General features: G+C 44.9%; 23 protein-coding genes. 12 read left to right on the top strand and 11 right to left on the bottom strand.

The window, feature by feature from the left end:
* Window positions 1-146 precede the first annotated feature (146 nt).
* Both ACOJR9_RS03545 and ACOJR9_RS03550 read right to left on the bottom strand, forming a co-directional pair.
* Window positions 147-1,718, bottom strand: coding sequence for an AMP-binding protein (locus ACOJR9_RS03545; protein ID WP_420935014.1), 1,572 nt, complete (start codon window positions 1,716-1,718; stop codon window positions 147-149).
* Between the two features lie 138 nt (window positions 1,719-1,856).
* The gene (locus tag ACOJR9_RS03550; protein WP_420935015.1) at window positions 1,857-2,255 is read right to left on the bottom strand and encodes a hypothetical protein; all 399 of its coding nucleotides are present in this window, start codon (window positions 2,253-2,255) and stop codon (window positions 1,857-1,859) included.
* A 164-nt stretch (window positions 2,256-2,419) separates the two neighbouring features.
* Here ACOJR9_RS03550 and ACOJR9_RS03555 point away from each other — a divergent pair, with 164 nt between their 5' ends.
* From ACOJR9_RS03555 to ACOJR9_RS03565, 3 genes are all read left to right on the top strand, one after another.
* On the top strand, window positions 2,420-3,562 hold the full coding sequence (locus ACOJR9_RS03555; RefSeq protein WP_420935016.1) for a PQQ-dependent sugar dehydrogenase: 1,143 nt from the start codon (window positions 2,420-2,422) through the stop codon (window positions 3,560-3,562).
* A 423-nt stretch (window positions 3,563-3,985) separates the two neighbouring features.
* Window positions 3,986-6,796 carry a bifunctional aconitate hydratase 2/2-methylisocitrate dehydratase gene (locus ACOJR9_RS03560; RefSeq protein ID WP_420935017.1) on the top strand — a complete coding sequence of 937 codons (2,811 nt, stop codon included), beginning with the start codon at window positions 3,986-3,988 and terminating at the stop codon, window positions 6,794-6,796.
* 60 nt (window positions 6,797-6,856) lie between these two features.
* On the top strand, window positions 6,857-7,114 hold the full coding sequence (locus ACOJR9_RS03565) for a hypothetical protein (protein ID WP_420935018.1): 258 nt from the start codon (window positions 6,857-6,859) through the stop codon (window positions 7,112-7,114).
* Between the two features lie 73 nt (window positions 7,115-7,187).
* On the opposite strand, the gene ACOJR9_RS03570 is transcribed toward ACOJR9_RS03565, so the two are convergent.
* Window positions 7,188-8,030, bottom strand: a complete 843-nt coding sequence (locus ACOJR9_RS03570) for a DUF4198 domain-containing protein (protein ID WP_420935019.1) — start codon at window positions 8,028-8,030, stop codon at window positions 7,188-7,190.
* Between the two features lie 162 nt (window positions 8,031-8,192).
* Between ACOJR9_RS03570 and ACOJR9_RS03575 the strand changes: the two genes are divergently transcribed.
* From ACOJR9_RS03575 to lysC, 5 genes are all read left to right on the top strand, one after another.
* Entirely contained in the window at window positions 8,193-9,149 is a 957-nt protein-coding gene (locus ACOJR9_RS03575; RefSeq protein WP_420935020.1) for a DNA ligase, read from the top strand.
* A gap of 8 nt (window positions 9,150-9,157) precedes the next feature.
* Complete coding sequence (locus ACOJR9_RS03580; protein WP_420935021.1) at window positions 9,158-9,373, top strand: hypothetical protein; 216 nt, start codon at window positions 9,158-9,160, stop codon at window positions 9,371-9,373.
* Window positions 9,370-9,615 (top strand): hypothetical protein, encoded by a 246-nt coding sequence (locus ACOJR9_RS03585; RefSeq protein WP_420935022.1) that lies wholly within the window; start codon window positions 9,370-9,372, stop codon window positions 9,613-9,615. The genes ACOJR9_RS03580 and ACOJR9_RS03585 overlap by 4 nt, the downstream gene beginning before the upstream one ends.
* A gap of 98 nt (window positions 9,616-9,713) precedes the next feature.
* Window positions 9,714-10,166: a DUF192 domain-containing protein gene (locus tag ACOJR9_RS03590; RefSeq protein WP_420935023.1), complete on the top strand. Its 453-nt coding sequence runs from the start codon at window positions 9,714-9,716 to the stop codon at window positions 10,164-10,166.
* A gap of 63 nt (window positions 10,167-10,229) precedes the next feature.
* Window positions 10,230-11,579 carry a lysine-sensitive aspartokinase 3 gene (gene lysC, locus ACOJR9_RS03595; protein WP_420935024.1) on the top strand — a complete coding sequence of 450 codons (1,350 nt, stop codon included), beginning with the start codon at window positions 10,230-10,232 and terminating at the stop codon, window positions 11,577-11,579.
* 197 nt (window positions 11,580-11,776) lie between these two features.
* Here the strand turns inward: lysC and ACOJR9_RS03600 are convergent, their stop codons facing one another.
* From ACOJR9_RS03600 to ACOJR9_RS03635, 8 genes are all read right to left on the bottom strand, one after another.
* Entirely contained in the window at window positions 11,777-12,358 is a 582-nt protein-coding gene (locus tag ACOJR9_RS03600; protein WP_420935025.1) for an SOUL family heme-binding protein, read from the bottom strand.
* Window positions 12,359-12,627: 269 nt separating this feature from the next.
* Window positions 12,628-14,652, bottom strand: a complete 2,025-nt coding sequence (locus ACOJR9_RS03605; RefSeq protein WP_420935026.1) for a HAMP domain-containing methyl-accepting chemotaxis protein — start codon at window positions 14,650-14,652, stop codon at window positions 12,628-12,630.
* Between the two features lie 355 nt (window positions 14,653-15,007).
* Complete coding sequence (locus ACOJR9_RS03610) at window positions 15,008-15,823, bottom strand: symmetrical bis(5'-nucleosyl)-tetraphosphatase (RefSeq protein ID WP_420936034.1); 816 nt, start codon at window positions 15,821-15,823, stop codon at window positions 15,008-15,010.
* A gap of 9 nt (window positions 15,824-15,832) precedes the next feature.
* Window positions 15,833-16,207, bottom strand: a complete 375-nt coding sequence (apaG, locus tag ACOJR9_RS03615) for a Co2+/Mg2+ efflux protein ApaG (protein ID WP_420935027.1) — start codon at window positions 16,205-16,207, stop codon at window positions 15,833-15,835.
* Window positions 16,208-16,215: 8 nt separating this feature from the next.
* On the bottom strand, window positions 16,216-17,043 hold the full coding sequence (gene rsmA, locus ACOJR9_RS03620; RefSeq protein ID WP_420935028.1) for a 16S rRNA (adenine(1518)-N(6)/adenine(1519)-N(6))-dimethyltransferase RsmA: 828 nt from the start codon (window positions 17,041-17,043) through the stop codon (window positions 16,216-16,218).
* A complete protein-coding gene (gene pdxA / locus ACOJR9_RS03625) occupies window positions 17,040-18,026 on the bottom strand; it encodes a 4-hydroxythreonine-4-phosphate dehydrogenase PdxA (protein WP_420935029.1) in 987 nt (328 codons plus the stop codon). The genes rsmA and pdxA overlap by 4 nt, the downstream gene beginning before the upstream one ends.
* A gap of 14 nt (window positions 18,027-18,040) precedes the next feature.
* A complete protein-coding gene (gene surA, locus ACOJR9_RS03630; RefSeq protein WP_420935030.1) occupies window positions 18,041-19,324 on the bottom strand; it encodes a peptidylprolyl isomerase SurA in 1,284 nt (427 codons plus the stop codon).
* 61 nt (window positions 19,325-19,385) lie between these two features.
* Window positions 19,386-21,620, bottom strand: a complete 2,235-nt coding sequence (locus ACOJR9_RS03635) for an LPS-assembly protein LptD (protein ID WP_420935031.1) — start codon at window positions 21,618-21,620, stop codon at window positions 19,386-19,388.
* A gap of 390 nt (window positions 21,621-22,010) precedes the next feature.
* Here ACOJR9_RS03635 and djlA point away from each other — a divergent pair, with 390 nt between their 5' ends.
* The 4 genes from djlA to recJ all read left to right on the top strand — a co-directional run bounded on the left by djlA (window position 22,011) and on the right by recJ (window position 26,740).
* Window positions 22,011-22,883 (top strand): co-chaperone DjlA, encoded by an 873-nt coding sequence (gene djlA, locus ACOJR9_RS03640; protein WP_420935032.1) that lies wholly within the window; start codon window positions 22,011-22,013, stop codon window positions 22,881-22,883.
* Window positions 22,884-22,973: 90 nt separating this feature from the next.
* Window positions 22,974-23,900 (top strand): site-specific tyrosine recombinase XerD, encoded by a 927-nt coding sequence (gene xerD, locus ACOJR9_RS03645; protein ID WP_420935033.1) that lies wholly within the window; start codon window positions 22,974-22,976, stop codon window positions 23,898-23,900.
* Window positions 23,901-24,145: 245 nt separating this feature from the next.
* Window positions 24,146-24,871, top strand: a complete 726-nt coding sequence (dsbC, locus tag ACOJR9_RS03650; RefSeq protein ID WP_420935034.1) for a bifunctional protein-disulfide isomerase/oxidoreductase DsbC — start codon at window positions 24,146-24,148, stop codon at window positions 24,869-24,871.
* 147 nt (window positions 24,872-25,018) lie between these two features.
* Window positions 25,019-26,740, top strand: a complete 1,722-nt coding sequence (gene recJ / locus ACOJR9_RS03655; RefSeq protein ID WP_420935035.1) for a single-stranded-DNA-specific exonuclease RecJ — start codon at window positions 25,019-25,021, stop codon at window positions 26,738-26,740.
* Window positions 26,741-26,770: the final 30 nt, after the last annotated feature.

The raw sequence follows: 26,770 nt of genomic DNA on the forward strand, positions 1-26,770 counted from the left end.
TCTATATTCACCGGTGTACAGGGGGATCGAGAGAGACTCAACATGGCATGCCTCTGAAGTAGTCAGCGGCATGCCATGAATGGATTTGGAGCGGTCCTTGGTTGTTGATAGCTAAGCGTTGGCTTCGGTTTGCCGGCTTTTAGTTATTATCTCTTATCTCGTAGCTCGCGGCGAAGAATTTTGCCTACCGTCGATTTTGGTAGCTCCTCTAAAATCTCAATTGACTTCGGTACCTTATAGTTAGTGAGTTGTTCCCTACAAAAGGCGGTGACATCTTCTACGCTAACCTCATTACTTACCGTAATAAACGCACATACTCGTTCACCTGTTTTATCATCTGGTTTTCCGACTACTGCAGCTTCCATAACGTCTGGATGAGAGGTGAGAACTTCTTCTATTTCATTAGGGTAAACGTTAAAGCCTGATACGATGATCATGTCTTTAAGTCGGTCGACTATTTTTATCGCGCCTGACTCAGTGCGAATGCCAATATCACCGGTTTTGAAGAAGTTGTCTTCGGTCATTACTTTTGCAGTTTCGTCGTCGCGCTGCCAATACCCTAGCATAACTTGCGGGCCTCTTACCGCTATTTGTCCCGACTCTCCATCGCTCACTGGCTTGTCATAACTGTCGAGAAGTGCAACTTCAGTACCCTCTAGCTCAAGCCCGACGGTGCCAATTTCTTCTTTTCCAGGGATATTAAACGATACCACTGGTGCAGTTTCTGACAGACCGTAACCTTCAGTGATGGTGTTGCCAGTAACTCCCTTCCAAATAGAAACAGCGGCTTGCGTGAGCGCGGTGCCGCCTGACATGGTCAGGTGTAGTTTAGAGAAGTCGAGTTTAGCAAATTCAGGATGACGACCTAAGCCAACAAATAACGTATTAATACCTGCAAAGGCGGTTATCGCATGCGGCTTAAGCGTTTGAATGAAGCCATCAATATCTCTTGGATTCGGGATAAGTACAATTTGACTGCCTTTTGAAAACAGCGCCATCATGCACACTGTGAAGGCATATATATGGTAAAGCGGAAGAGGACACACTACGACCTCTTCACCATCCTTAAATTGTTGACCAATTCTGTCGAGCATTTGGATACAGTTGGCCAGCACATTATTGTGACTTAGTGCCGCGCCTTTACTTACGCCTGTGGTTCCGCCGGTATATTGCAACATGGCTAATTCATCTTTTTCTACCGCTGGGCGTGTAAACTCTGCTGTTGCAGCACCAGTAGCCATAGCGCTAGTTAGCGATATTGTGCCTTCAATAGAAGGTGCTGTGCTGGGGTCCAGCAGTTCGGTGGCAGACGTTACAATAACAGTGCGAATATTGGTATCGCTTTTAATGGCGTGATACTTAGGAAGTAAGTCGCTAAGAATAATAAGTGCCGTGGCGCCGCTGTCTGTAAACTGATGTTTCATCTCACGCTCAGTGTAGAGCGGGTTAGTGTTCACGACCACAAGACCTGCACGAAGGGCTGCGTATACTGCAATAGGATTTTGTATGAGGTTTGGAAGCTGAATAGCAACACGAGAGCCAGGCTCAAGCTTGGCTTCATTAACAAGGTAACGGGCAAGTGCGGATGATTTTTCATCAATGTCGCTAAACGTAAGCGTTTGCCCCAGAGCGGTATATGCAGGTTTATCAGCAAACTTGGTTAAAACACTTTCGATATAATCAGCTAAACAGGTTACGTTTTCAGGATAAGTTATCATATTGCTTGTTCCTAGTAGGGCGCAGTTATTCAATAATAGCGTAACATTAGCAAAGTTAACTTTTCATTTACATCTTTGTTGGTTTATAAATTACTATAAATAAAAGTAATGTTAATGCGAGTGAACTATCACTGTGGCTTAGCGTAACCGGCTGTAGGTTATTCCCGACGCGAAGCCTGCGATGCATTGTGCAGCAATGCCTAACTGGCTTCTAGCACCCGCGATAAGCGTCACGTCTAAAACAGGTTGCATGGCTGCTAGCATGAAGAAAAAACCAACAGCGCCAGCAGTACCAAAAATGGCCGCCGCGCCATAAACGCCTGCTTTACTGCTGGTTGTCAGTGTGAGAGTACGTTTCTTTAAGACGTTATTCAGTGTACTAGCGATAAAAAAGCTAATAATGAGAGTGACTGCAATTATGCCACCGTAAGATGGTAGTAAACCAAATAAATCGTCTATGACCATGGACAGCCACTTAGATGCGGGAATGTCGATATTCAGTGCCATCAGTTCAAACAGTACAAAATGAGAATGCATTACACTCGCGACAATAAAAGCAATAACCCAAGCAGGGATAAAACAAAAAAGGGTATGTCGTAAAAAAGCGAGCATGAAGCACCACGTTGAGTGTGTATAAATTTAGCATATAAAGCGGGTATACCATGATAGTGTTGTTAAAGAAACTAATCGCGAGAGTGAATATGAACATAACGAGTGCCCTTGTTGCGGCAACTACGCTGCTAATAGCCTGCATGTCAATGAATACAAAAGCTCAAGAAGCCTTATCAAAAGAGGCGTTGCTGGCAGACAAGGAATATTCAACCAATGTGGTTATTGACGGGCTGTCATTTCCCAAGTCGATTGAAGTACTGCCAGATGGAATCATCCTGATCACGCAACGAGACGGCCAGTTGGTCACTATCAATCAGTGGAATGAAGTATCTCGCGTCAAAGTGAACCTTCCCGATCTTTATACCAAAGGGCAGGGCGGCTGGTTAGATGTTATTCCCACCGACGATTTTGATACATCATCAATCTTGTTGTTGTCCTACTCAAAAGGGACAGATTCACAAAACAAGCTAGTGGTGGTTTCTGGTCACTACTCTTCACTATCTGGTGTCACCAATATTCAGCCAGTGTTTGAAGTTAATACGTTGAAAGACACTCCTGTGCACTACGGCGCTAAATTACTAAGTGTAGGTAATGAGGAATATCTTCTCACCTCTGGTGATGGCTTTGATTACCGTGAACAGGCGCAGGTAGTAAGCTCGCACCTTGGAAAAGTACTGGGCTTTACCATTGACGGTCAGCCTCTTGCCAATGCTCCATTTCCTGAAAGTCCGTATGTTTTTTCTTTAGGGCATCGAAATCCTCAAGGAATTGTTCTTACCGATAAAGGTGAGGTTTTGCTCAATGAACATGGCCCAGACGGTGGTGATGAAATTAATAAAATAATCCGCGGCAATAACTACGGTTGGCCGGTAGTTACTCTTGGGATAGATTATTCAGGTGCAAAAATCTCGCCCTTTAATGAGTATGAAGGCATGGTAAACCCGTTGCTTGACTGGACCCCGTCAATCGCGCCCTCCTCGATGGCCGTGTATAACCATGAAGCCTTTTCGGTTTTGAAAAACACGGCTATTGTTACAGCACTCAAGACTCAGCGCGTTTATGCGGTGCCTTTAAGTGAATTGAGAAAAGGCAGTATGCTAAAAGGCGCACAGTTGCTGCTAGATACAATAGAAACGCGTATGCGAGACGTGGCTGTAGATACAAACGGCGATATTTTACTGCTGACCGATGGCGACAACGGTAAGGTAATTAGAATTTCACCAGTAACATGAAATGTGACTCAATCAATGATGGGAATTAATCAAGTCTGATTAGGGCCAAAACAAGCGCTTTTGTGTGTTATTTGAACTGGTACAACCATAACCAGCAAAAATGTCTGACATAAATATAACACCATTATTTATTTATCATCAGCAAGTGACTTGGCCGGTTTTTGCACGGTTTAGTATGTTTCTATTATTTAAATTTATGAATAATAAGGAATAAATTTATTTTTTGCTGTTTGAGGGAAATCGCTGGCACTGTTACCGCTAGCGTCAATATGTGATGAAGTCGCTAGTCAGCCACATGAGCTGATTTACTTCAAAGATTACGTAACGAGCAAAAATCAGTTAAAATAATCAGCAATTTTATATGCGTATAGCTAAGACCGACTTAACACTACGCCCACGTAAAACTATGACCGAGAGAACCCTATGAGTTTGTATTCAGAATATCTGGCAGAAATCGAGACCCGTAAAGCGGAATTAGGTCTACACCCTAAGCCCATTGATAGTGCTGATTTACTATCAGAAATCATTGCTCAAATTAAAGATACAGGTAATGAGCATCGCGAAGATTCTCTTAAGTTCTTCATTTACAACACCCTTCCAGGTACGACTAGTGCTGCTGGCGTAAAAGCGACTTTCCTGAAGGAAATTGTACTTGGCGAAGAAAAGGTGGACGAAATCACGCCTGAGTTTGCATTAGAACTTCTTTCTCATATGAAAGGTGGCCCGTCTGTGGAAGTGCTTCTTGATTTGGCGCTTTCAGACAACGAAGCGGTGGCTAAGCCCGCTGCTGAAGTCGTGAAAACACAGGTTTACCTATACGAAGCTGATACAGAGCGTCTAGAAGCGTCGTTCAACGCAGGCAATGCAATAGCAAAAGACATTCTAGAGAGCTACGCAAACGCAGAGTTCTTTACTAAATTACCTGACGTACCAGAAAAAATTGATGTAGTGACTTATATTGCTGCAGAAGGCGATATTTCTACTGACTTACTGTCTCCAGGTAACCAAGCGCACTCTCGTGCAGACCGTGAGCTACATGGTCAATGCATGATCACCCCTGAAGCACAGCAAGAAATTGTTGAGCTTGGTAAAAAGCACCCGAATGCCAAAGTCATGCTTATCGCAGAAAAAGGCACTATGGGCGTAGGTTCTTCGCGCATGTCTGGTGTGAATAACGTTGCACTATGGGCCGGTGAGCCAGCAAGTCCTTACATTCCATTTGTAAACAAAGCACCAGTAGTGGCAGGTACTAACGGTATCGCTCCTATCTTTTTAACCACCGTAGACGTTACCGGCGGTATTGGCTTAGACCTTAAAAACTGGGTTAAAAAGACGGATGCGAATGGTGAAGTGGTTCGCGATGCTAACGGCGACCCAGTGTTAGAAGAAGCATATTCTGTTGCGACCGGTACCGTGCTTACTATCGATACTAAAGCGAAGAAACTGTTCAACGGTTCAGAAGAGCTTGCAGACATATCAAGCGCTTTCACCCCGCAGAAAATGGAGTTTATGAAAGCCGGTGGTTCATATGCGGTAACGTTTGGAAAGCAGTTACAAACCTTCGCTGCGAAAGTATTAGGCATTGATGTGCCTGAAGTTTACGCACGTTCAAAAGAAGTATCTGTAGAGAACCAAGGCTTAACGGCTGTTGAAAAAATCTTTAACCGCAATGCGGTAGGCGTTAAATCTGCCACCCCGCTGCACGCAGGTTCAGACGTTCGCGTTAAAGTAAATATCGTAGGCTCACAAGATACAACCGGTCCGATGACATGCCAAGAGCTAGAGTCAATGGCTGCATCAACCATTTCTCCACTTGTAGACGGTGCATACCAGTCGGGCTGTCATACAGCATCGGTATGGGATAAGAAAGCCCAAGCTAATATTCCTAAGCTGATGTCTTTTATGAATAACTTTGGCGTAATCACGGCACGTGACCCTAAAGGGGTTTACCATGCAATGACTGATGTAATTCACAAAGTATTAAACGATATCACGGTTGACGATCGCGCTATTATCATTGGTGGTGACTCACATACGCGTATGTCGAAAGGTGTGGCGTTTGGTGCTGACTCGGGTACGGTAGCGGTAGCACTGGCAACTGGTGAAGCGGCAATGCCAATTCCAGAGTCGGTAAAAGTGACGTTTAAAGGCGAAATGAAAAGCCACATGGATTTCCGCGATGTTGTTCACGCAACGCAAGCGCAAATGCTTAAGCAATTTGGCGGTGAGAACGTGTTCCAAGGTCGTGTTATTGAAGTGCAAATTGGTACTTTGCTTGCCGACCAAGCGTTCACGTTTACTGACTGGACGGCTGAGATGAAAGCGAAAGCGTCAATCTGTATCTCAAATGATGAGACCATGATTGCGTCACTAGAGCTTGCTAAAACGCGTATCAAGATCATGATCGACAAGGGCATGGACAACGACGCGAATATGCTTCAAGGGCTTATCGACCTTGCAGATAAGCGTATTGCTGAAATCAAGTCAGGCGAAGAGCCTGCGCTTGCACCCGATGACAACGCAAAATACTACGCAGAAGTGGTGGTTGATTTAGACCAAATCGACGAGCCAATGATTGCCGATCCAGACGTAAATAATGAAGACGTTTCTAAGCGTTATACCCATGATGTAATTCGTCCAGTCTCTTACTACGATGGCAAAGCGGTTGACCTTGCGTTTGTTGGTTCTTGTATGGTTCACAAAGGTGACATGCAGATTATTGCGCAAATGCTTCGTAACTTAGAAAAGCAAAATGGCAGTGTGTCGTTTAACGTGCCACTTGTTGTTGCGCCACCAACATACAACATTGTTGATGAGCTAAAAGCGGAAGGCGATTGGGATATTCTTACCAAGTACGCTGGTTTCGAGTTTGATGATGCGAAACCAAAAGAATCTGCGCGTACCAAGTACGACAACATCATGTACCTAGAGCGTCCAGGGTGTAACCTTTGTATGGGTAACCAAGAGAAAGCAGAACCTGGCGATACGGTAATCGCTACCTCTACGCGCTTGTTCCAAGGTCGTGTTGTTGCTGACTCTAGTGAGAAGAAAGGTGAATCTCTACTAGGCTCAACGCCATTGGTAGTGCTATCTGCTGTACTTGGTCGCTTCCCAACCATGGACGAGTACAAAGCGGCGGTTGAGGGTATTAACTTAACAGACTTCGCTCCACCGGCTGAAGACATGGCCGTTGCGCCTAAGTTTACGCCAGACGTAGCGATTCAAAACGTATAATCTAAAACGTTTTATTGAAATACAGTTAACCCATAAAAAGCTCCAACACGTGTTGGGGCTTTGCTTGCAGATATAAGTGAGGTTGAAGGTGCAACGCCTGAAGCGTTTGATATGGTAAAGCACATTGTAAATCGCTTACCTGAGATGGGGCTAATAGCCAAGGCGTATGTGTACAAAGGGCCTGTTATCCGCGGAATGATGTTTCAAAGGGTACCTCAATTGAACCATATGGATTATTTGTTTTTCACCGATTTTGATGAAGCGTTACAGTGGGTATCCAGTGATTACAAACAAAAGCTGACTGCTCATCCTAATTAGGGCAGGTTGTGGTGTGATCTCCGCCACTCAACATCGAGATGGCGGATTGAAGCGTCAGCGCACTGTCATTGCATTATTTTTCACGATTCACAGTAAACGTCAGGCTTGAAAAATACGTTTCAAAGTCAGCTTTAATATTACTTTTAAGCGGCACTCCCCACACGCAATTTAGCTTAACTGCGCCAGACTCTTTGAATGTAAATGTAGCGTGTCCATTCTCATCAGTGAGAAATGACTGGGTTTCGTGAGTTGCATTTTTAAGAGGAACTGAATCTATTAATGCATCTGGTAAAGGTTTGCCTTTGAAAAGCACTTGAACGGTGAGGCTGTTATCTTCCCCTAATGTGAAAGGGTGGCTAAGGGGGACAATTTCTAGTGTATGACCAATAGGCTTGGTAACGTTGTCGGTAAGTGTTTTTCCCACTTGTACAATCGCTTTTGCTTTTCGGGAGTACAGTTCTTCTCCATCGTAACCTTCAAGGCCTTTGTCTTTTCTATATTCAACGACTTCCTTAAGCCCTTCCTTTTTTGCATAGTCGTTAAATTGATCTGCCTTTAGCACACTCACACTATGATAGCTTTCAAAGCCGATGATATAACTGCCTGCTTGCAGCGTAGAAGTTTTGGCAACGCCCGGTAGTAAGCTAGACTTGGGAATAATACCTGCTGCCATATCCACAACACCTGTTGAAGTATAGTTACGAAGAGCCACTATTTTATCCCAGGTTAAATTCCAGCTATCAATATCATCTTTATGACCTACTTTAAACTGCACTGCTACTGGCGATGCTTCCTCAAAATAAAACTGCGTTGGCTCAAGCCAAAAGTCATGGGCCAACGACAATGGCGCGTAGACTGCTACCGTGAGCGCGGTTAGGCTGTTGATAAGTGCTTGTTGCATTTTAAATGCTTTCATATATTCATATCCGTTTTCATTTAATTAGCTCCACCTTAATTCCATTCGCTGATTTGTGCAAAGTTAAGGGGCAACAGGTAAAACCCACCTGAAGCACAGTATTTTTAATCAGTAATAGTAATACGCTGAACCTGGCTAAACAGTTTTTTTAAGGATTGAGGCGTGAGCACAAGTAAACGAGGGAATGCACTGGCATTTATGCCATGCAAATTAAAACGAGCATTATTATTAGAATGGATATTAGGGGGGCTGGTATGGATAGCAGCGGTCGCAAGCGTCAGTGCCGAGACGCTCGGTGATGTTCATCAGCGCGCACCTACACAGACGGCAAATTTATACACCGCGTCTCACCATACTGTAGCACTTAGCGATTATTTGATAAGTGAAAAGCTTGATGGCATTCGTGCAAGGTGGACGGGAACAGAGCTTCTAACCCGAAAGGGTAATATTATTCATGCCCCAAAGTGGTTTACGCAGGCCTGGCCAAACACCACGCTAGACGGCGAGCTGTGGTTTGCGCGAGGTAAGTTTGAAGATACAGCGTCTATTGTGCTTACTGACATTCCTGATGAGCGCTGGGAAAAAATAAAATTTATGGTGTTTGATATGCCGCTGCTCATGCAACCTTTTGAACAAAGAGTACAAGAGATAAAGCGACTTACTGACGCAGTAACCAGTCCAGCGCTACTGTCAATGCCTCAATTTGTGCTGCACACCCATGAAGCTTTACAGGCAAAGTTAAACAGTGTGGTCGATGCCGGTGGCGAGGGGCTTATGCTTCATCATCGCCAAGCTCGATACGTTAACGGTCGCAGCGCCCATTTACTTAAACTGAAGCGCCACCAAGATAGCGAGGCAAAGGTAATTGCTCATATTGAGGGAAAGGGCAAATTTAAAACCATGATGGGCTCGTTGTTAGTAGAGCGGGCCGATGGTGTTCAATTTAAGCTTGGTAGCGGATTTTCGAACAACGAGCGGCGGCACCCGCCAGAGATTGGTGAGTGGGTTACGTATAAATTTTATGGGTATACCAATTCGGGAAAGCCTCGTTTTGCCAGTTTTATGCATATTCGCCCCCATAAAGATTTACCAGAAACGATATCTACACCACCTGATTAAAATAACAAATGGAATTTAACTTGGACCATCCTAACTATTCTGAATATTCGCTTCACGAGCACAACGATGTCTTATCAAATATCGGTAAAGAAGCGCATTTAGAGCGTGTGCAACACATACTGAAAGAAATTGCTTTACGGCACGATGGCTCAGATGTGACGCAAAACGATATAGGGCAACTTAACCAATCACAAAATGACATCATAGCCAAGGCGGTCGAATGACTGCGTTAATCCGCACTTATCAGGAAGCCCATCTCGTTATGGATGAAGAGACTCAGCAAGAGTATATTCAAAAGGTGCTGTCTATAATGCGCGAGCAAAACGACTCCTACATAGATGTGGTTGCTTCTGCCGCGTCATATGTTGGGGAACCTGAGTTGCTATGCGAAGTGTCAATTGCGTTAAATGAAGCATTTTTATCTTTTGGCGTTGCAACGAGTGCACCGTTATTGAGAAGTTTTTGAGGTAACTACACCATTGGATGTTACCCAGATTAATGTATAAACTACATATCAAATAATAAGTCGAATTTGGTGGCTTTTTTAGCTTATAGGAACGTCTAATGGACAAGCTTCTCTTTGTATTAATGGTTCTTTGTTTATCTGCTGGTTGTGTGCAGGCGCAAGTGGATCCTGTCGCTAAAATGAACGAAGTCAGTTTTGATCGTATCTCAATTACCATGGGTGATAAAAAATACGACGTGGAGTACGCAAAAACCTTTGAGCAGCGTGCTCAGGGGCTTATGTTTAGAAAAGAATTATGTGAAGATTGCGGAATGTTTTTCACCTTTGATACCGCGAAGTACGCGGGTATGTGGATGAAGAACACGTTTATACCCTTAGACGTAGCATTTATCGACAGAAACGGTGTCATTACTGATATAAAACCTTTGATGCCTCATAGCCTAGAATCTGTAGGCTCATCGAAAAAGGTACTGTACGCACTGGAAATGAACCAAGGGTGGTTTGCCAATCACAACGTGAAGGTTGGAGACCAAATAACAATTCATCGTTAAGCTGCGCTATATCAATGCGCAGTACGCCAGTGAAAAACTGGTGCTAATCTGGAGTTAAATAAAGTGACAAATGCCTTATCGATAGCTAAGTTCGGCGGAACCAGTGTTGCCAATTATACTGTAATGCAAAACTGTGCTCGAATTGTTGCCGGTAATAAGAATACGCGTATCGTTGTGGTAAGCGCATCAGCGGGCGTAACTAACCACTTGGTTAGCTTGGCTCATACCCCCATGACGCAGCAGCAGATAGATGAAACATGCAAAGCTATCACTGACATTGAGCTTGCCATACTCGACAAGTTACAAGACAAACCGTCGGTAGAAACTAAGCTGAATGATCTTCTAGAGGAAGTCCGCGCTTTAGCGTTTCATGAAGAAATTTTGCATCGCAATGACTTAAAAGACCAGTTGCTGTCAATGGGCGAGCGAATGTCTTCTCTTATGTTTTCATCGGTACTTGCTGAGCAAGGGGTGAAGACGATTAATTTTGACGTGAGAAAAGTCCTGCGCACCGACAGCGAGTTTGGAGAAGCAGCACCACACATTGAACAAATTGCCACTTTAGCTGAGCAGCTGCTTGCACCTGAAATTGAAAATGCCATTGTGGTAACACAGGGTTTTGTCGGCGCAGACGAAAATGGCAATACCACTACGCTTGGGCGAGGGGGGTCTGACTTTACCGCTGCGCTTCTTGCTGAAGCTATGAATGCAGAAGTCTGTGAGATATGGACCGACGTAATTGGTGTATACACCACGGACCCTCGCATCACCGATACCGCACGACCACTGCCTGAACTAAGCTTTGAAGAGGCGGCTGAAATGGCCACATTTGGTGCCAAGGTGCTTCACCCCGCCACAATGGAACCGGCGCTGCGCAAAGATATTAAAGTGTTTGTAGGGTCAAGCAAAGAGCCTGAGAAAGGCGGTACTTGGATTGTTCGTGACTGCGAATTTGAGCCGCCTTACCGAGCGATTACACGCCGCAAAGAGCAAGTAATGGTGACGGTGAAAACGCCCAAAATGATGTACGCTCAGGGCTTCCTGCAGCAGGTGTTTGCTATTATTGCCAAGCACAAGTTAAGTGTTGATTTGGTGACGACATCTGAAATTTCTGTGTCATTTACGTTAGATAACCCGGCTAACTCTGTTGCTCAGCGTCTCAATAAAGAAACCATTGCTGAATTAGAAACAATTTGTGACGTTACCGTTGAGAAAGGGTACGACCTGGTCACAGTGGTTGGTAACCATATGCAAACTGCGGTGGGCGTTTCCAGTAAAATTTTAGCTGCGGTATCAGATTTTAATCTACGCATGATCTGCTTTGGGGCGAACCCGCACAATTTGTCGTTTTTAGTTAACGAAACGAATAGTGATGATGTGGTAAGAAAGCTTCATAAAGCGCTATTTGAATAGCGTTATCGCGTAGTGTGACTACTCACTCGCTGCTATGTGCTTGTGGGTGAGAACTTATGGATAAAAGTTTTTGGATAAAAGCCTGTGAGTAAAAGCTTGTAGGTAAAAGCGAGTAGTTATAAAACACATCAAAAACGGCCCTTTCCGGGCCGTTTTTTTAGCTCTCTATAGCGATGCAGAGCGCTACTTACACTGCTTTATTTTACCGGAATAATGACCTCGTGACGTTTGTTCCACGGTAGGGTAAAAGGGGAGTCGTAGCCTAGGTAACTTGGTTTACCGGCAATGTCATAACCCTGCTCTTTAAGTGTTCGCAGTAGCGTTTCTGCATACGCCTGTCGCTTATCGTCACTGTTTAATCCCGAATAACGAATGACAGCCACTTTCCTTGCCGGAATTTCTACTAGTGATACCGCAGGGTGTGAGGGTATCGGCGCGTTATCCACGTTGTATTGACTTGGCAGGAAAAACATCATGGTGTTTTTTGAGGTAACCTCAACGGGCGACGTCATGGCGATTTTTGCACTTGCTACCTGTTCGTTACCCACTTCTACCGGTGATGTCATCGCAATTTCACTGCGTGCTTTGTTTTCGCCAGATATGTAGTTGAATAAGAGCCTAAATGCGCCATTGTCGCTGTTACCTTTCGACATTACCGCAAGAGTAGCAGGGTACTCTCTCACTTCAATTTTCTCTGCAAGAGAGACAATCGTTTTGTAGGCGATGGTTTCGCTGTCTTTATAGTAGGTTTTATCGGCATGGGCAAAGAAGCTAGACATGAATAATCCACAAAGTAAGGTAAGCGCTAGAAGTTTCACGGTGATGCTATACGATAGTGATATTTAAAGCTTATACGCAGTTGCATCGGTATTTGGTCACATAGCTGCGCAGGTGAAGATGGTAACTAGATTGCATTTGGATGGCGAGAGCGGGGGGATGGCGATAGAGGTGACGGATGTAGGCAGTCGAATGCCGAAAGGCGTTTACAATAAAAAGCCCCGTATTAACATGGTTAATACGGGGCTTTTTCGCATTAGTAGAAAGTAATCTACACCTTAAATTGGCGAATAGACTGCTGAAGTTCATCAGCAAGCCTCGCAACCTCATGGCTCGACTCAGAGGTTTGTTGAGCACCCGCGGTAGTCTCCTCAGCAATACCTACAATCGTTTCAAGCTTCTGACTGATTTCTTGGGAAACGGTATTTTGCTCACGGGCAGACTGCTCAATTTGGGAGCTGACATCGTGGGCTCTGTGAACCGCATCAGAAATAATATCAAGTGCCTGCGTTGCTTTCTCAGTTTGTGAAACACAAGCGGCGGTTTGCTCTTTACCTTGATTCATCACAGCCACTGCGCGCTCAGCGCCTGCCTGAAGCACTTCAATCATGGCATTGATTTCCTGCGTAGATTGTTGGGTACGGCTTGCAAGAGTTCTTACTTCATCAGCAACCACCGCAAAGCCTCTGCCTTGTTCGCCAGCACGAGCGGCCTCAATGGCAGCGTTTAGTGCAAGCAGGTTGGTTTGGTCTGCAACTCCGCGAATAACATCAAGGATCCCACCGATGCTCGCGCTATCTTGATGCAGCTTGTTGATGACGTCTGCAGCGTCTTGAACGTCTTTCGCCAGTATCTCAATAGTATTTTTATTTTCAAGAGAGATTGAACGCACGTTTTCCGCTTCTTTGTCAGCATGACGAATTTGGCTCAGTGTATCTTCAGCGCTTTGCACAACTAATTGAGATGTGGAATGCATCTCAGTTGTCGCGGTGGCTACTTGGCCAATTTGAGACTTCTGATCTTGAATTGAATGAGTTGTTTGCGCAGTAACGGCAGAGGTTTGTTCCGATGCAGCGGCTAATTGCTCTGCTCGCACATTAATACCGGTGATAAGTTCTTTCAGATTGCCGATAAGTGTGTTGCAGTTTTTTGCCAGTAATCCAAATTCGTCCTGAGCAGAGTCATCAAGACGGTGCGTAAGGTCACCGGAGGATGCCACGGTTAGAAGCTCGTTTACTCTGCGTAATGGGATCGTGATAGCGCGAACGGTGATGTAACCAATAAATGCAGCAACGGCGATTGATGCAAGTACAACAATAATGACAAAAGTGTTGCCCGTGGAGATGGCTGAATTCACTTGTGTTTCTATATCGCTGGCTTTTTTGTCGGCTAGATTCAACAAACGACCTAGTTCTAATATACCTTGATTTATATTAGCGTCAGAGGCGTTCAGCGCTCGTTCTGCGTCGTTACGACGTTCAAGTCTGTCGACGTGAAGCTGCATTACACCATCGCTCGCCTTGATAGCATTAATGGCGTCGTTCACTAGGTCGTTAATATCATTAAGCGTTCCAGAATCATCGCGACCATCGGCTGCTGCATTCATTTCACTTAATTGAGTAACCACCTTATCGACGACTAAATCAACTTCATTACCCAGCGTTTGAGAGCGTTGTAATGTCTGCGTCTTAATGTATTCGTAGGATACAGTGAGCAAAGACAGGAGCGATGTTTCAAGTTCGCTACCAATTTCAGACGCACGGCGCAGCTCAGGAATACGCTGAACCGAGTCTAAATCAGAAAAATCGAGAAGGTAGGTTGATGCGTCATCGGCATTTTCTTCTGCGTCACCTAAACGGTCAGCGATGGTGTTGCGCAGATCAAGATACTGCTGGTGATTGGCATACATAGCATCCACGTTCTTGGTGTAGGCTTCATAGGCGTCGCGAACTGAATTGAGGGAGCGCTTTAGCTCAGCGTCGTTGCTGACAGCTTGGGCTAGCTGGTTGTATTCAGAATCAAAGGAATCTTTTGCCCCATTAAAAGAATTACGCTTTTCTGTCAGGCCAGATAGTTCTTCTTCTATATAACTTTCGAAGGTAAGTCGGCCCATATTCAGGAAGCTCGCTTTAAGGGCATTACTTCCCGCAACACTCGGTAAAGCGACGTCGTTAACTTCTTCAGTTGCTGAACCAATGGAGTTGAGATTGACAAGGGACACAATGCTCACAACAATAAGTAGAGCACTTATCGCTACAAATCCACCAATGACGCGAGTGGCTACGGTTATTTTCATCGGAACTCCTGATGGGTGTTTTTGTTTTTCTTTTCCACGATATTACCTCGCAAACCGTTCAAAATATACCTCATTATTTAGGATATGGCTGTGCTTTGGGCTTGTTCAATGAGCGCTTTTACAGTGGAACATTAAAATAATGTATCGACTACAACGACTTAATGTTTACCCCTATTCTTAAATTTATGACATTTATTTTTCGGTCAGACCAGAGACATTACTAAAAGTCGATCATATGAGCGTGGCCAAATATTGACCAAAGAGTAACATTCAGGTGCGCTTAGTGGAGTCGAGCTATCTATTACTTTTACTTTATCCCGCACGGAATGCCTTAGTAAAAAAGGGCGTTAAACACTCAAGCACTAAGCGTGATGAGCTCTCCAGAAGTATGGTTTAGTAATGTTAATGTTTGCCCCCACACGAAGCCAGTATCAAGACCAATGAATTGAGGCGAATGTGTCTCACCAGAAAGGGCTGCCCAATGACCAAATATGACCTTTTGTTTGGCTTTTAGCTTAGAGTTTTGCAATTTAAACCATGGCTTGATGTCATCTGTAGCGCTATCAGGATGGGATTTATTGTCAAAATTGAGCTCCCCAGATTCTGTTACAAAGCGCATTCGCGTGCACGCATTGACGGTAAAGCGGCGCTGCTCTTCTTGGCTGAGCTTTTTCAACCATTTCACTGGCGTGTTGCCATACATTGTTTTTAAGAAGTTGACGTAATCAGGCCCCTTTAAGGCGTCAGAAACTTCTCTACTTAGGGATAGCGCTTTTTTCATTGACCAATTGGGATAGAGTCCAGCGTGGACAATTAGCGTATGTTTATCTAACTTGGCTGCCAACGGAAACTGGCGCAGCCATGTCTCTAGTTCTTTGACATCGCTGGCGTTTAGTAAAGGGTCTAAATTGTCAGACTTTTTGGCTTTGTGAATATTGTTTAGCGTGGCCAAAAAGTGGAGGTCGTGATTGCCAAGTACGCTTGAAAAACTGTTTCCAAGGGACTTTAAAAATCGCAATGTGCTGAGGGAATCTTCTCCCCGAGCCACTAAATCGCCCACAGCGTAAAGCGTGTCTTTGGAAGGGTCAAATTTGGCTTTGTCTAAAATGCGTATTAACCCATCATAACAGCCCTGAATATCGCCAATGACATAAGTGTTGCCGTTAGACATCATTCGTCCTTAATGCAGTATATGGGGCACTGCGAGTCTAAATACATCGATAGGGAGTCTGAAGCGTTCACCATTTTCACGCTCCATTTCATAATACCCTTCCATATTACCTACTGGGGTATCGATTACCGCTCCGCTGGTATATTCAAAACTTTCATTAGGTTTTAATATGGGCTGTTTTCCCACTACACCTGCTCCTTCTATCTCCGACGTTTTTTCATTTGCATCAGTGATACGCCAGTAGCGATTAATTAACTGAACGGTTTCATCACTCTTGTTTTCAATCGTAATGTGATAGGCAAATGCGTATTGCTTGGAATCGGAGGGGAGATGTTCAGGCAAGTGGCGAGTTTTCACTCGCACTTGGATATCTAATTCATGCATAGAAACAACTAAGACTCTTGATGGTATTCTTTGCTTGAGACGGCATTTGCAATAGTAGCAAAATCTGTCAGTGAGAGTGTTTCAGCGCGACACTTCGGATCGAGACCAAGCTCAGTTATTTCGTCTTCACTTAAACAGTCTTTCAAAGAATTACGAATTGTTTTTCTGCGCTGGTTAAATGCTTGAGCACATACCCTTTCAAGAGTGCTTAACGATTCTACCTGTACCGGAGGCACACTGTGAGGTACGAGTTTAACCACCGCTGAATCAACTTTAGGTGGTGGGTTAAATGCACCTGGTGGTACATTTAACACAGGAATAACGTGACAGTAATATTGCGCCATTACTGAAAGACGGCCATAGCTTTTTGAGCCAGGACCTGCGGCCAATCGGTTTACCACTTCTTTTTGCAGCATAAAATGCATATCTTCAATGCAGGGCGCGTGATCAAAGAGGTGGAACATAAGTGGCGTTGAAATATTGTAAGGAAGGTTGCCAAACACGCGAAGCTTGCGATCGCTATAAGGCATTTCTTTTGCTAATGCAGAGAAATCCATCGTCATCGCGTCTTGCTCAATGACGTTGAGCTTTTCACCGTTAAACGGATGTTGACGCAGGCGCTTAGCTAAATCTCTATCCAGTTCAATCACAGTGAGTCTGTCTACTTCTTCGCATACTGGGTCGGTAAGCGCGCCTAAACCGGGTCCAATTTCAACCAAGTTTTGTTCATTTTTGGGCGCGATAGCCGCAACAATTTTTCCAATCACATAGTCGTCGTGAAGAAAATTTTGCCCAAATCGTTTTCTTGCCGTGTGGCCTAGGTGTGTTTTACTCATTGTTGATGCTGCGCAAGCTCAATGGCTTTTTCCAATGCTTTTCTGAAACTACCGGCGTCGGCATTACCAGTACCGGCTAAATCAAGCGCGGTACCGTGGTCTACCGATGTACGAATAAAGGGCAAACCCAGAGTGATGTTTACCGCCGCGCCGAACCCCTTGTACTTTAACACAGGTAGGCCCTGGTCATGGTACATCGCCAACACAACGTCGGCATCTTGAAGGTATTTAGGTTGAAAAATGGTATCTGCGGGGAGGGGCCCGATGATATCAAGCCCTTCTTCGCGCAGCTCGTTGAGGGCAGGCGTTATGGTACGGATTTCTTCAGTGCCAATATGGCCGTCTTCTCCCGCATGAGGATTCAGCCCACACACGTAAATACGTGGTTCCTTTATACCAAATTTAAGCTTTAAATCGGTATGAATAATGTGAATCACTTTGTGAAGGCGAGCGCCCGTGATGGCTTTTGCAACATATTCTAAAGGAATATGTGTGGTGGCCAGCGCCACATTTAACCCTTCTGTGGAGAGTAACATGACTACGTCCATCGTATTCGACTGGTAGGCAAAAAACTCGGTGTGACCACTAAAAGAAACACCGGCTTTATTGATAATGCCTTTGTGAACAGGGCCGGTTACTACAGCATCAAAATCACCATCAATATTTGCTTGGCAGGCCTGGCGCAATGTCTCTACTACATAAAGCCCATTTTCACTGTCTAGTGTACCTGCAACAACTTCTGCTGATTTATCGATATGCTTTATAAACAATGACCCCGGGGCTTGAACATCAGCATTATCGGGGTGGTAATCGAGAAGGGTGAGTGGAATGCCGAGATCCTTGGCCCGAGCCGTCAGCATATCGCTATCGGCAAACACCACAAGCTGAGCTTGCCATTCTTCTTGGGCCAGCTTGATGATCAAATCTGGTCCGATGCCCGCCGGTTCGCCCGGCGTTACTGCTATTTTAATTGGTCTGCTCATGAATAACTTATAAATTAAGACTCGATAACTTCGACATACGCTGCATCGCGCATTTCACGAAGCCAGTTTTCTGTTTCTTCGGCAAACTTCCTGTTAAAGATCAGCTGATAGGCTTTTTCTTCCTTGCGCTTATCGGTTGCATCGTCTATACGACGCTCAATAAGCTGAATTAAATGCCAACCGTGAACTGAGCGCACAGGCTCACTAAACTCTCCAGGCTCAAGGTTTGCCAGCGCGTCTTTAAATGCAGGTACGTAATTATCAGGGTTAGACCATCCTAGTTCTCCGCCGCGTAGGGCTGAACCTGGATCTTCAGAGTACTCTTTCGCCAGCTCTTCAAATTCAGCCTCGCCCGCTATAACGTCTTCTTTAAAGCCAGCAAGCATGGCCTTTGCTTTATCCTCACTAAGAATAATAGAAGGCTTAACCAGGATATGCCGAGAATTAACTTCTTGTACAGTGACCTTTTCGATACCGCGAGTATCAATCACCTTCAATATATGAAAACCAGCGCCACTTCGAATGGGACCTACCAATGAATCTACTTCTTTATTTTGCACGGCTTCTGCAAAAAGCGTTGGCATTGCGTTAATGTTAAGCCAACCCATATCACCACCTTCAAGGGCTTCATTACCTGATGAGGATGCGATAGCAATTTTTGTAAAATCAGAGCCAGACTCTAACAAAGAGATAACCTTATCGGCTCTTTCACGAGATGCTTGGATATCTTCGTCGGTGGGGTCGGATGGGAAACCGATAAGAATGTGACCAAGGCGGTATTCTGCTTGCTCTGCGCCTTGCTGTTCTATGAGACCCATCAAGGTATCGATTTCTTGCTGCGTGATATAAACACGGCGACGAACGTTTGCCCGTCTTACTTCGCCCATGATGATTTCTTCGCGAATGTCTTCACGGTAATCGTCATACGAAATGCCTTCTGCGGCCAGCTGAGTTCTTAATTGCTCCATAGAAGCGTTTTGATTTGCCGCAATGTTGCCAATAGTTTGCTCTAACTGCGGATCGCTAATTTGAATACCCATACGCTCGGCCATTTGAAGCTGCAAGTTTTTAGTTATTAAGCGCTCAATGGCCTGCGTTCTAAGGGCGCGGTCAGATGGAAGCTCTTGGTCGTTCTCCTCAGCGCCGCGTTTTACTTCATTTACTAGCGCGGTAATTTCGCTCTCTAGTACTACACCTTGATCAACAATCACGGCAACGCGATCAAGCATGACCTCTTGTGCCATACTGCTAAATGAGAGTATTGCACCTAACATCAATGCACGGATAATGAACTTCATACACACTCTTTTATTGTTGGTTAATGTATCAACGTACGTTTTTTGCGTACGTAATTACGGGTTAATTTAAACTATAAGGCTGTCGATAGCCAAACATACCGTCTTCTAGCATGTTTCTTCTACTTGCCATCGAGCCAATTCCTTTGAAAATAAACTGCAGTGAAATCCCTGAGTCAAAATCGTCTGTAGTTTGCTCACCATTATCGCTAAAACGATTGTTGAGCGTTCGTTGGGCCACAAATCGCACAGCCCAACAGCAAGATTCATACTGAATGCCTGCGTAAGTTTCCACACTGCGGTTTCTTTCTAAATCTCGGTAAGTCCTGCCAACCCACTGCCAGTTTTTGTCAATGGGCCAGCTGGCTGATATACCTATTTGATCAATCGTCTCGCCACTTAGGTTGCGAACATAACGATGGCTAAGCTGGAGAAAGCGAGATGCATCTTTTCTGTATTCTATTCCAACACTGCTCAGGTCAACTTTATCAGTATCAGTGGTCACCTGAACATCTGAGTGGAAATACCAATTTTGATCAAAGCGCCAGTCTATCTCGGCGGCAAGAGCAGAACGGTCCTGATCTTTTGTTGCTGCTATAACCTTGTTGTCTTCAAGATAAAATATTTGACCTACACTGAGAACAAATTGTTCCCGATTGTTTTTATCTAGCATGCGTGTAGTCGCGCCAAGAGTGATTTGATTGTTGTCGTTAATACGATCGAGACCAGTGAATTCTTGCCCGCGAAACAAGCCTTCAACATCGGTTAAAAGCGCTGTTGAGTCGTATAGACCAATGGCAGTTTGATCTTCAAATGAGGTGTACAAATACTGCACTTTTGGCTCAAAGGTCATGGAAAGCTCATCATTGAACCAAGAGTTATCTTTTTCAAAATATAGCGCACCGTAAAGTCTGGCTTGTCCAAGACTTCGTTCAACATCTTTTTCTAGCGCTGTTCCTTCTACATTATCTTGCTTGTATACGGTTTGAAACAGCGTCGTTTCGGCCACCACTTCTCCCCATGCCGCTCGCAAAGGTAGCGCTAAAGTAGGGGCTATGTGAAAACGTGTAGCGGTTGGCGCGGTATCCAGCGTGTTGTCGAAATGGGCAATTTCAGAGTCTAGGCTGAACTCAAAATAGCGCCACATTGCAGTACTGTAATTAACTTTTACCTGAGGCACAGCCCGATAACTGTCGGCAGTATCTCCGAGCACTTCAAAGTCTTTCACGTTTACGCTTACCGATAAATTTTCGTCGTAATAGCTAAGTCCTACACTGCGATATAAGTGAGTGTCGGCACGGCTGTAATAATCAGAACCAAGGTCGAGCAGATAGTTATCGTCGCTTAACCCATTGAGATCGATATTGAGTAGCCAGTTATCACCAACAAGCCCTTGATGCTGTAATCGATAAAAGTAGCGGTCTGGGTTACCATCAATATCGCTATCGCTTGGAAGGTATTCCACATAGGCCATCCCCTCGCTTTTTTCTGTTAAGTAACGAAATTCAGTATTGAGCTGAACCCCGCGTCTCGTCATTAAGCGAGGAGAAATGGTCATATCGTAATTTGGGGCGATATTCCAATAAAAAGGTTGTGTGTAGTCTACGCCTGTTCGACTAGAGCTGGTTAATTCTGGAAAAAGCAGACCTGTCTGACGCTCGTTGCTCACAGGAAAAGCAAAATAGGGAAGGTAAAATACGGGTACGTCAGCGATATAAAAGCGAGTGTGCTTTGCTTGGCCCCACGCAGTGCCTTTCTCTAAACTTATTTCGCTGGCTCTGATTAACCAGTCTTCATCGCCTTCTGGGCATGTGGTAAAGCTGACTTCTTTGAGCACTATTCCGCTATCGGTGTCTAACATGATATCTTTCGCCGCGCCTTGTCCAACAAACCCGGTAAGTTCATATTTGGTATTTTTCATCTCTAGGCGCTCTTCGTCAGAACGCAGCGACACAGTATCGCTTTGCACTTTTAACGCTGAATCTTGATAGGTGACATCGCCAGTGGCAATCACATCTCTACCGCCTCGGTTCACTTGTGCTTGAGATGCGCTGATAACGGCAGTATCTGAGGTTATATCAACGTTACCAGAGAATAGAGCAACCTTGTTTTCAATAATTTCTGTGCGATTTGCTTCTACCTTTATGTGGCCTTTTTCCATCAGTCTATCGCTACTGAACGAGACCGGTTCAGCACTACAAAAAGCCAAAGGAACGGCTAACGATGTGGAGGTGTCCTGAGCAAACGCGACGATAGGCAGTAGAGTCGCGAAAACGAGCAAGGCGCAGGTATTTTTCATGCGTTTAAAGGCGGCCTGTTAAATAAGATGATGCGTTTAACCCCGTGTAAGACGCTAAAGGTCTTTTTTAGTTCAGCGTTGTGTTAAAAGTGCTGAAAGCAGACGTTTAACATAGCAGCGCCCCATGTTGAGAGACTGCAAACGTTTTGATGTAGACTACAGCCGCACAATTCTAAGCACTTCTGTGCCAATTACCAACCGTTCGCCCAAAAAAATATCACAATAATGCGTCTTTTTAGGTTGAAGGAGAGCTTTTTGTGCACAATAAACCATTTACAATGGCAAATACGTCAAATATTGCTACTTCACTGTAGGCATGTTCTTGATATAGTTGTTATGACAATCACAAAGCCGATGTTGCCAAAGGTAACACTACAGGAGCGTAATTTAATGTCTTTTTGGGGTAAGGTTCTCGGAGCCCTCTTTGGTTTCATGTTTTTAAAATTCCCTGGCATCATTTTAGGGTTAGTAGTAGGTCACTTCTTCGATAAAGCCTACAGCCAAAATTTCGATAGAATGGGAGGCTTTGGCCGTCTTTTTAGCGATCAGAATACCCTTAAACAGCAGGCCGTATTTTTTCATAGTTTGTTTAGCGCCTTAGGACACCTTGCAAAGTCTGACGGGAAAGTGACAAACCGAGAAATTCAGATAGCCACCTCGCTAATGGACGAAATGCAGTTAACCGGAGATGCTCGCCGCGAGGCCCAAGACGCATTCAGAGAGGGTAAAGCACGAGACTTTCCGCTTACCGATATGCTTAAAGGCTTTTATGAGGCAACGCATGGTCGACGAGATATTCTTCAAGTGTTCATGGAGATATTAATTCAAGCGGCATTTGCAGATGGTCAGCTATCGCAAGAAGAGTATGTGGTGCTTGAGAAGATCGCTAAACCCCTTGGTTTTAGACGCCGTGACCTCGACTATTTAATTTCTATGTTTGAAGCTGAGCTTCGCTTTCGCCAGCGGGAAGGTCAGAAAGAAGGCCAGCGAGGACAAACAAACAGTAGACGTCAGCATTCACGCCAGCAGCAAGCGCCTTATTCAGCGCAGCAGACTCTTGATGATGCTTACCGTATTTTAGGGGTTAGCGCATCAGATGATGAAAAAACCATTAAGCGGGCCTACCGAAAGAGAATGTCAGAGCATCATCCAGATAAATTAATATCGAAAGGTTTACCCGAGCAGGCTATGGAGATTGCGAAGAGAAAAGCGCAGGATATTCAGTCTGCGTATGAGCTTATTAAACAGCGACGTGACTTTTAACATGGCGTGCCGAGGGAACAGAGTTTTAAACGGGGCCTTTAATGGGCTTGCTTTGAGGTTTTCGAATGCCAACGCTATTGTGAAATTTTCATGACTCAGACAACAAAACGGTTAACTTATGTTCCTGCCGCTAGCCAAGCGCATATTGATAACTTTATTGAGATGTTATGGCTGGAAAAAGGACTATCTGAGCATACCCAGCAAAGTTACCGAACCGACTTAAAAAAACTGGCGATTTACTTTAACAACGAGGGAGTTAAAGACCTCGCTGTGGTTACCACCGAGCAGCTGCAAGACTATCTTGCCTATCGCTACGATGAGGGCTTATCGAGTCGAAGTACGCAGCGAGCGTTAAGCGCGATTAGGTCGTTCTATATCTTTTTGATTGCCAAACAGGTTCGAGTGGATAGTCCGGTTTCTACTTTGTCCAACCCCAAAACGCCTAAAGCATTACCGACTTCTCTTAGCGAACAGCAAGTAGTGGATCTTTTGACTGCCCCCCTTACCGACGATCCTATCGAGTGTCGGGATAAAAGTATGCTTGAAGTGCTTTATGCCACAGGCCTTCGAGTAAGTGAGTTAATCGGACTGACGATGGATCAGATAAGCTTACAGCAAGGCGTGGTTCGCGTAGTCGGTAAAGGAGACAAAGAGCGATTGGTGCCCCTTGGTGAGGAAGCCATCGAATGGCTTTTGGTGTATATCAAAACGGCGAGGCCCATGCTGGCTACCAAGCAATCTGACGTGGTGTTTTTAAGTCGCCGAGGGCAGCAAATGACCCGGCAGACCTTTTGGCATCGAATTAAATATTATGCGGTGAAAGCGGGAATAGAGCAGCATTTGTCTCCCCACACATTAAGACACGCTTTTGCTACTCACCTTTTAAATCATGGCGCAGATTTAAGGGTGGTACAAATGCTATTAGGGCACAGCGATTTATCGACAACGCAGATATACACGCACGTTGCCACCGAACGACTGCAAACACTTATTCATAGTCATCACCCAAGAGGCTAGTAGTGGGTGATGAGTGATATCGTAAAGGTGCACAAAATCTAAGCACTGAAAGCTGTGAAGATGGCAAAAGCCGCGACCAACGGATACTCCCATCTACCTTATCCCCAACCGCCTGTGTTACGATTAACCAAATAAATGGGGTCAGATCTACATTTTTGTAATGCGTCGTTGGCACGTACCACATAAAATGCGTCAACGCCCTCCCATCATAAGCGGCTACGTGTGTCCAATTGGAGAAGTATAAAGTGAAAGTAGTAAAAAACATTGTAGTTAACGCCATTGCTGTTGCAGTTGTCATGATAAGTAGCGTAACTCATGCTGCTGCTGATAATGAAGCCATTCTGCAAAAACTTAATTCTGTCTTAGGGCTAGACGTAGAGTCTATTTCTGATTCGCCAGTACCAGGTTTGGTTCAAGTGTCTACCGACCGCGGATTTTTTTACGTAAGCGAAAACGGTCAGTTTCTTATTCAAGCTCGCGTGTTAAATATAGATGAGGGCATGAGAAATGAGACTGAGGAGGCAATGGCGACCTTGAGACTGCAAGGTGTGGAAAAAATGGAAGCGTCGTCTATTACATTTAAAGCCAAGAATGAGAAGCATGTAATTTCTGTATTTACTGATATTACCTGTGGTTATTGCCGTAAGCTGCACAACGAAATTGACGAGTTAAACGATAGCGGCATTACGGTGAATTATTTAGCCTTTCCTCGTTCAGGGTTAGATAGTGAAAATTATGAAGATATGGTGTCTGTGTGGTGTGCTAAAAATCCACAGCAAGCCCTAACCAGTGCGAAAGCCGGCGATGATGTTGTATCGGCTTCGTGTAAAAATAAAGTGGCTGAGCAATATCAGTTAGGTAAGAAGCTTGGTGTAAACGGTACGCCTAATATCATCTTACCTGATGGCTCACTGATCCCTGGCTATCAGCCAGCATCACTCATCATCAAAGCCATTGAGCAAGCTGATTAATACATCAAATAGAATTGATTTTTAAGTCAGCCCATGCTGAGCGGCAAGTGTAAGGGCACATCGGCTTTATTGAATCCTTGTACCCTTTTCAACGTCTGCGTTAGTATTAATGCCTCGAAACAACGCTTGATTATTTAGTGGTACCCCATGATATTGCCTATTGTGCGCCGAGAGTTAAGCCCAGCAATGCTTAGTTCACAGTTACACCCTGTTATCGATAGAATTTATCGAGGCAGGCAAGTTAATCATACCGATGAACTTGAAAACGGCCTTAAAGGGCTTACCCATTACAAAGGGCTAAAAGGAATAGAAACCGCAGCGGCGCTGCTTGCTGATGCAATAGAGCAGAATAAGCGTGTTATTACTGTGGGAGACTTCGATGCCGATGGGGCAACGAGTATCGCCGTGTGCTTGTTGTCAATGGGGTTAATGGGCTTTAATAATATCGATTATTTGGTTCCTAACCGATTTGATTTTGGTTACGGGTTGAGTGTGCCTATCGTCGATGTGGCCATAGAGCGCGATGCCGATGTGATTGTTACCGTCGATAATGGTATTTCCTGTATCGACGGTGTTACTCATGCCAAAGAGAAAGGTTTAAAGGTAATCGTTACCGACCATCATTTGCCTGGCGATATACTTCCGCCTGCTGATGCCATTGTTAACCCGAACCAACCTGGCTGTACCTTCCCATCAAAAAATTTGGCCGGTGTTGGCGTTTCTTTTTACATTATGCTGGCCATTAAGGCTGAGCTACAGCAACGGGGTTACTTTGAACGCCACGGTGTAGTGCCCCCCAACTTAGCCACATTACTTGATATTGTTGCAGTAGGCACGGTGGCCGATGTGGTGGTTCTCGATAAAAATAATCGAATTCTGGTCCACCAAGGCTTACAGCGCATACGTGCCGGTAAATGCCGACCGGGTATAAAAGCGCTGGTGGAAGTGGCTAATAGAGAGTGCTCACATCTGACGTCTACCGATTTAGGATTTGTGGTGGGGCCACGTTTAAACGCTGCTGGGCGTTTAGACGACATGTCTCAAGGCATTGCCTGCTTGCTAGAAGAGGATAAGATTCAGGCCAGAATGATTGCAGCTGAACTTGACGCGTTAAATAAAGAGCGTCGGGAAATAGAGACCGGCATGAAGGCGCAGGCCGAACAAGCAATTGAAAAAATGTCCATTGATGAAGGCGATATGCCAGCAGCGCTGGTCGTATACCGCGAAGACTTCCACCAAGGCGTCATCGGCATTGTGGCAGGGCGATTAAAAGAAAAGTATTTAAAACCCGTTATTGCCTTTGCTCACCAAGACGAGGCGGTAATTAAAGGTTCGGCCCGCTCTATTCCAGGTGTGCATATTCGAGACGTGCTTGATGAAGTTAACACCCGTTACCCCAATGTTATCGATAAGTTTGGCGGCCACGCGATGGCAGCAGGGCTGAGTGTGCCCGTAGATAAGCTTGCAGAATTTGAACAAGCCTTTGTGGAAATTACTCAATCTCACATGGATAAACTCGACACTGCGCATGCGCTGTTATCCGACGGAGACTTGGGCTCAGAGGAGTTATCATTGCCGTTTGCTCATCTGCTGCGCCAAGCCGGGCCCTTCGGGCAAGGCTTTGAATCGCCGCTTTTTGATGGTGAGTTTCAGTTAGTGGATCAGCGACTGGTAGGGCAAAAGCACCTTAAAATGGTTGTTAAGTCAAAAGAGGGCCGGGAAATTGATGCCATTGCGTTTAATGTTGATTTAACAACGTGGCCAAATGCCATGGTGAAAAATGTGCATATTGCCTATAGACTCGATATTAACGTGTTTCGAGGCCAGGAGTCTGTACAGCTTATTATTGAGCAGATTGAAGCTGCATAGCTGCTGTATCTGTTGATTACGTTTTTGCCA

The sequence above is a fragment of the Alteromonas ulvae genome (assembly GCF_048987005.1).
Classification (GTDB): domain Bacteria; phylum Pseudomonadota; class Gammaproteobacteria; order Enterobacterales; family Alteromonadaceae; genus Alteromonas.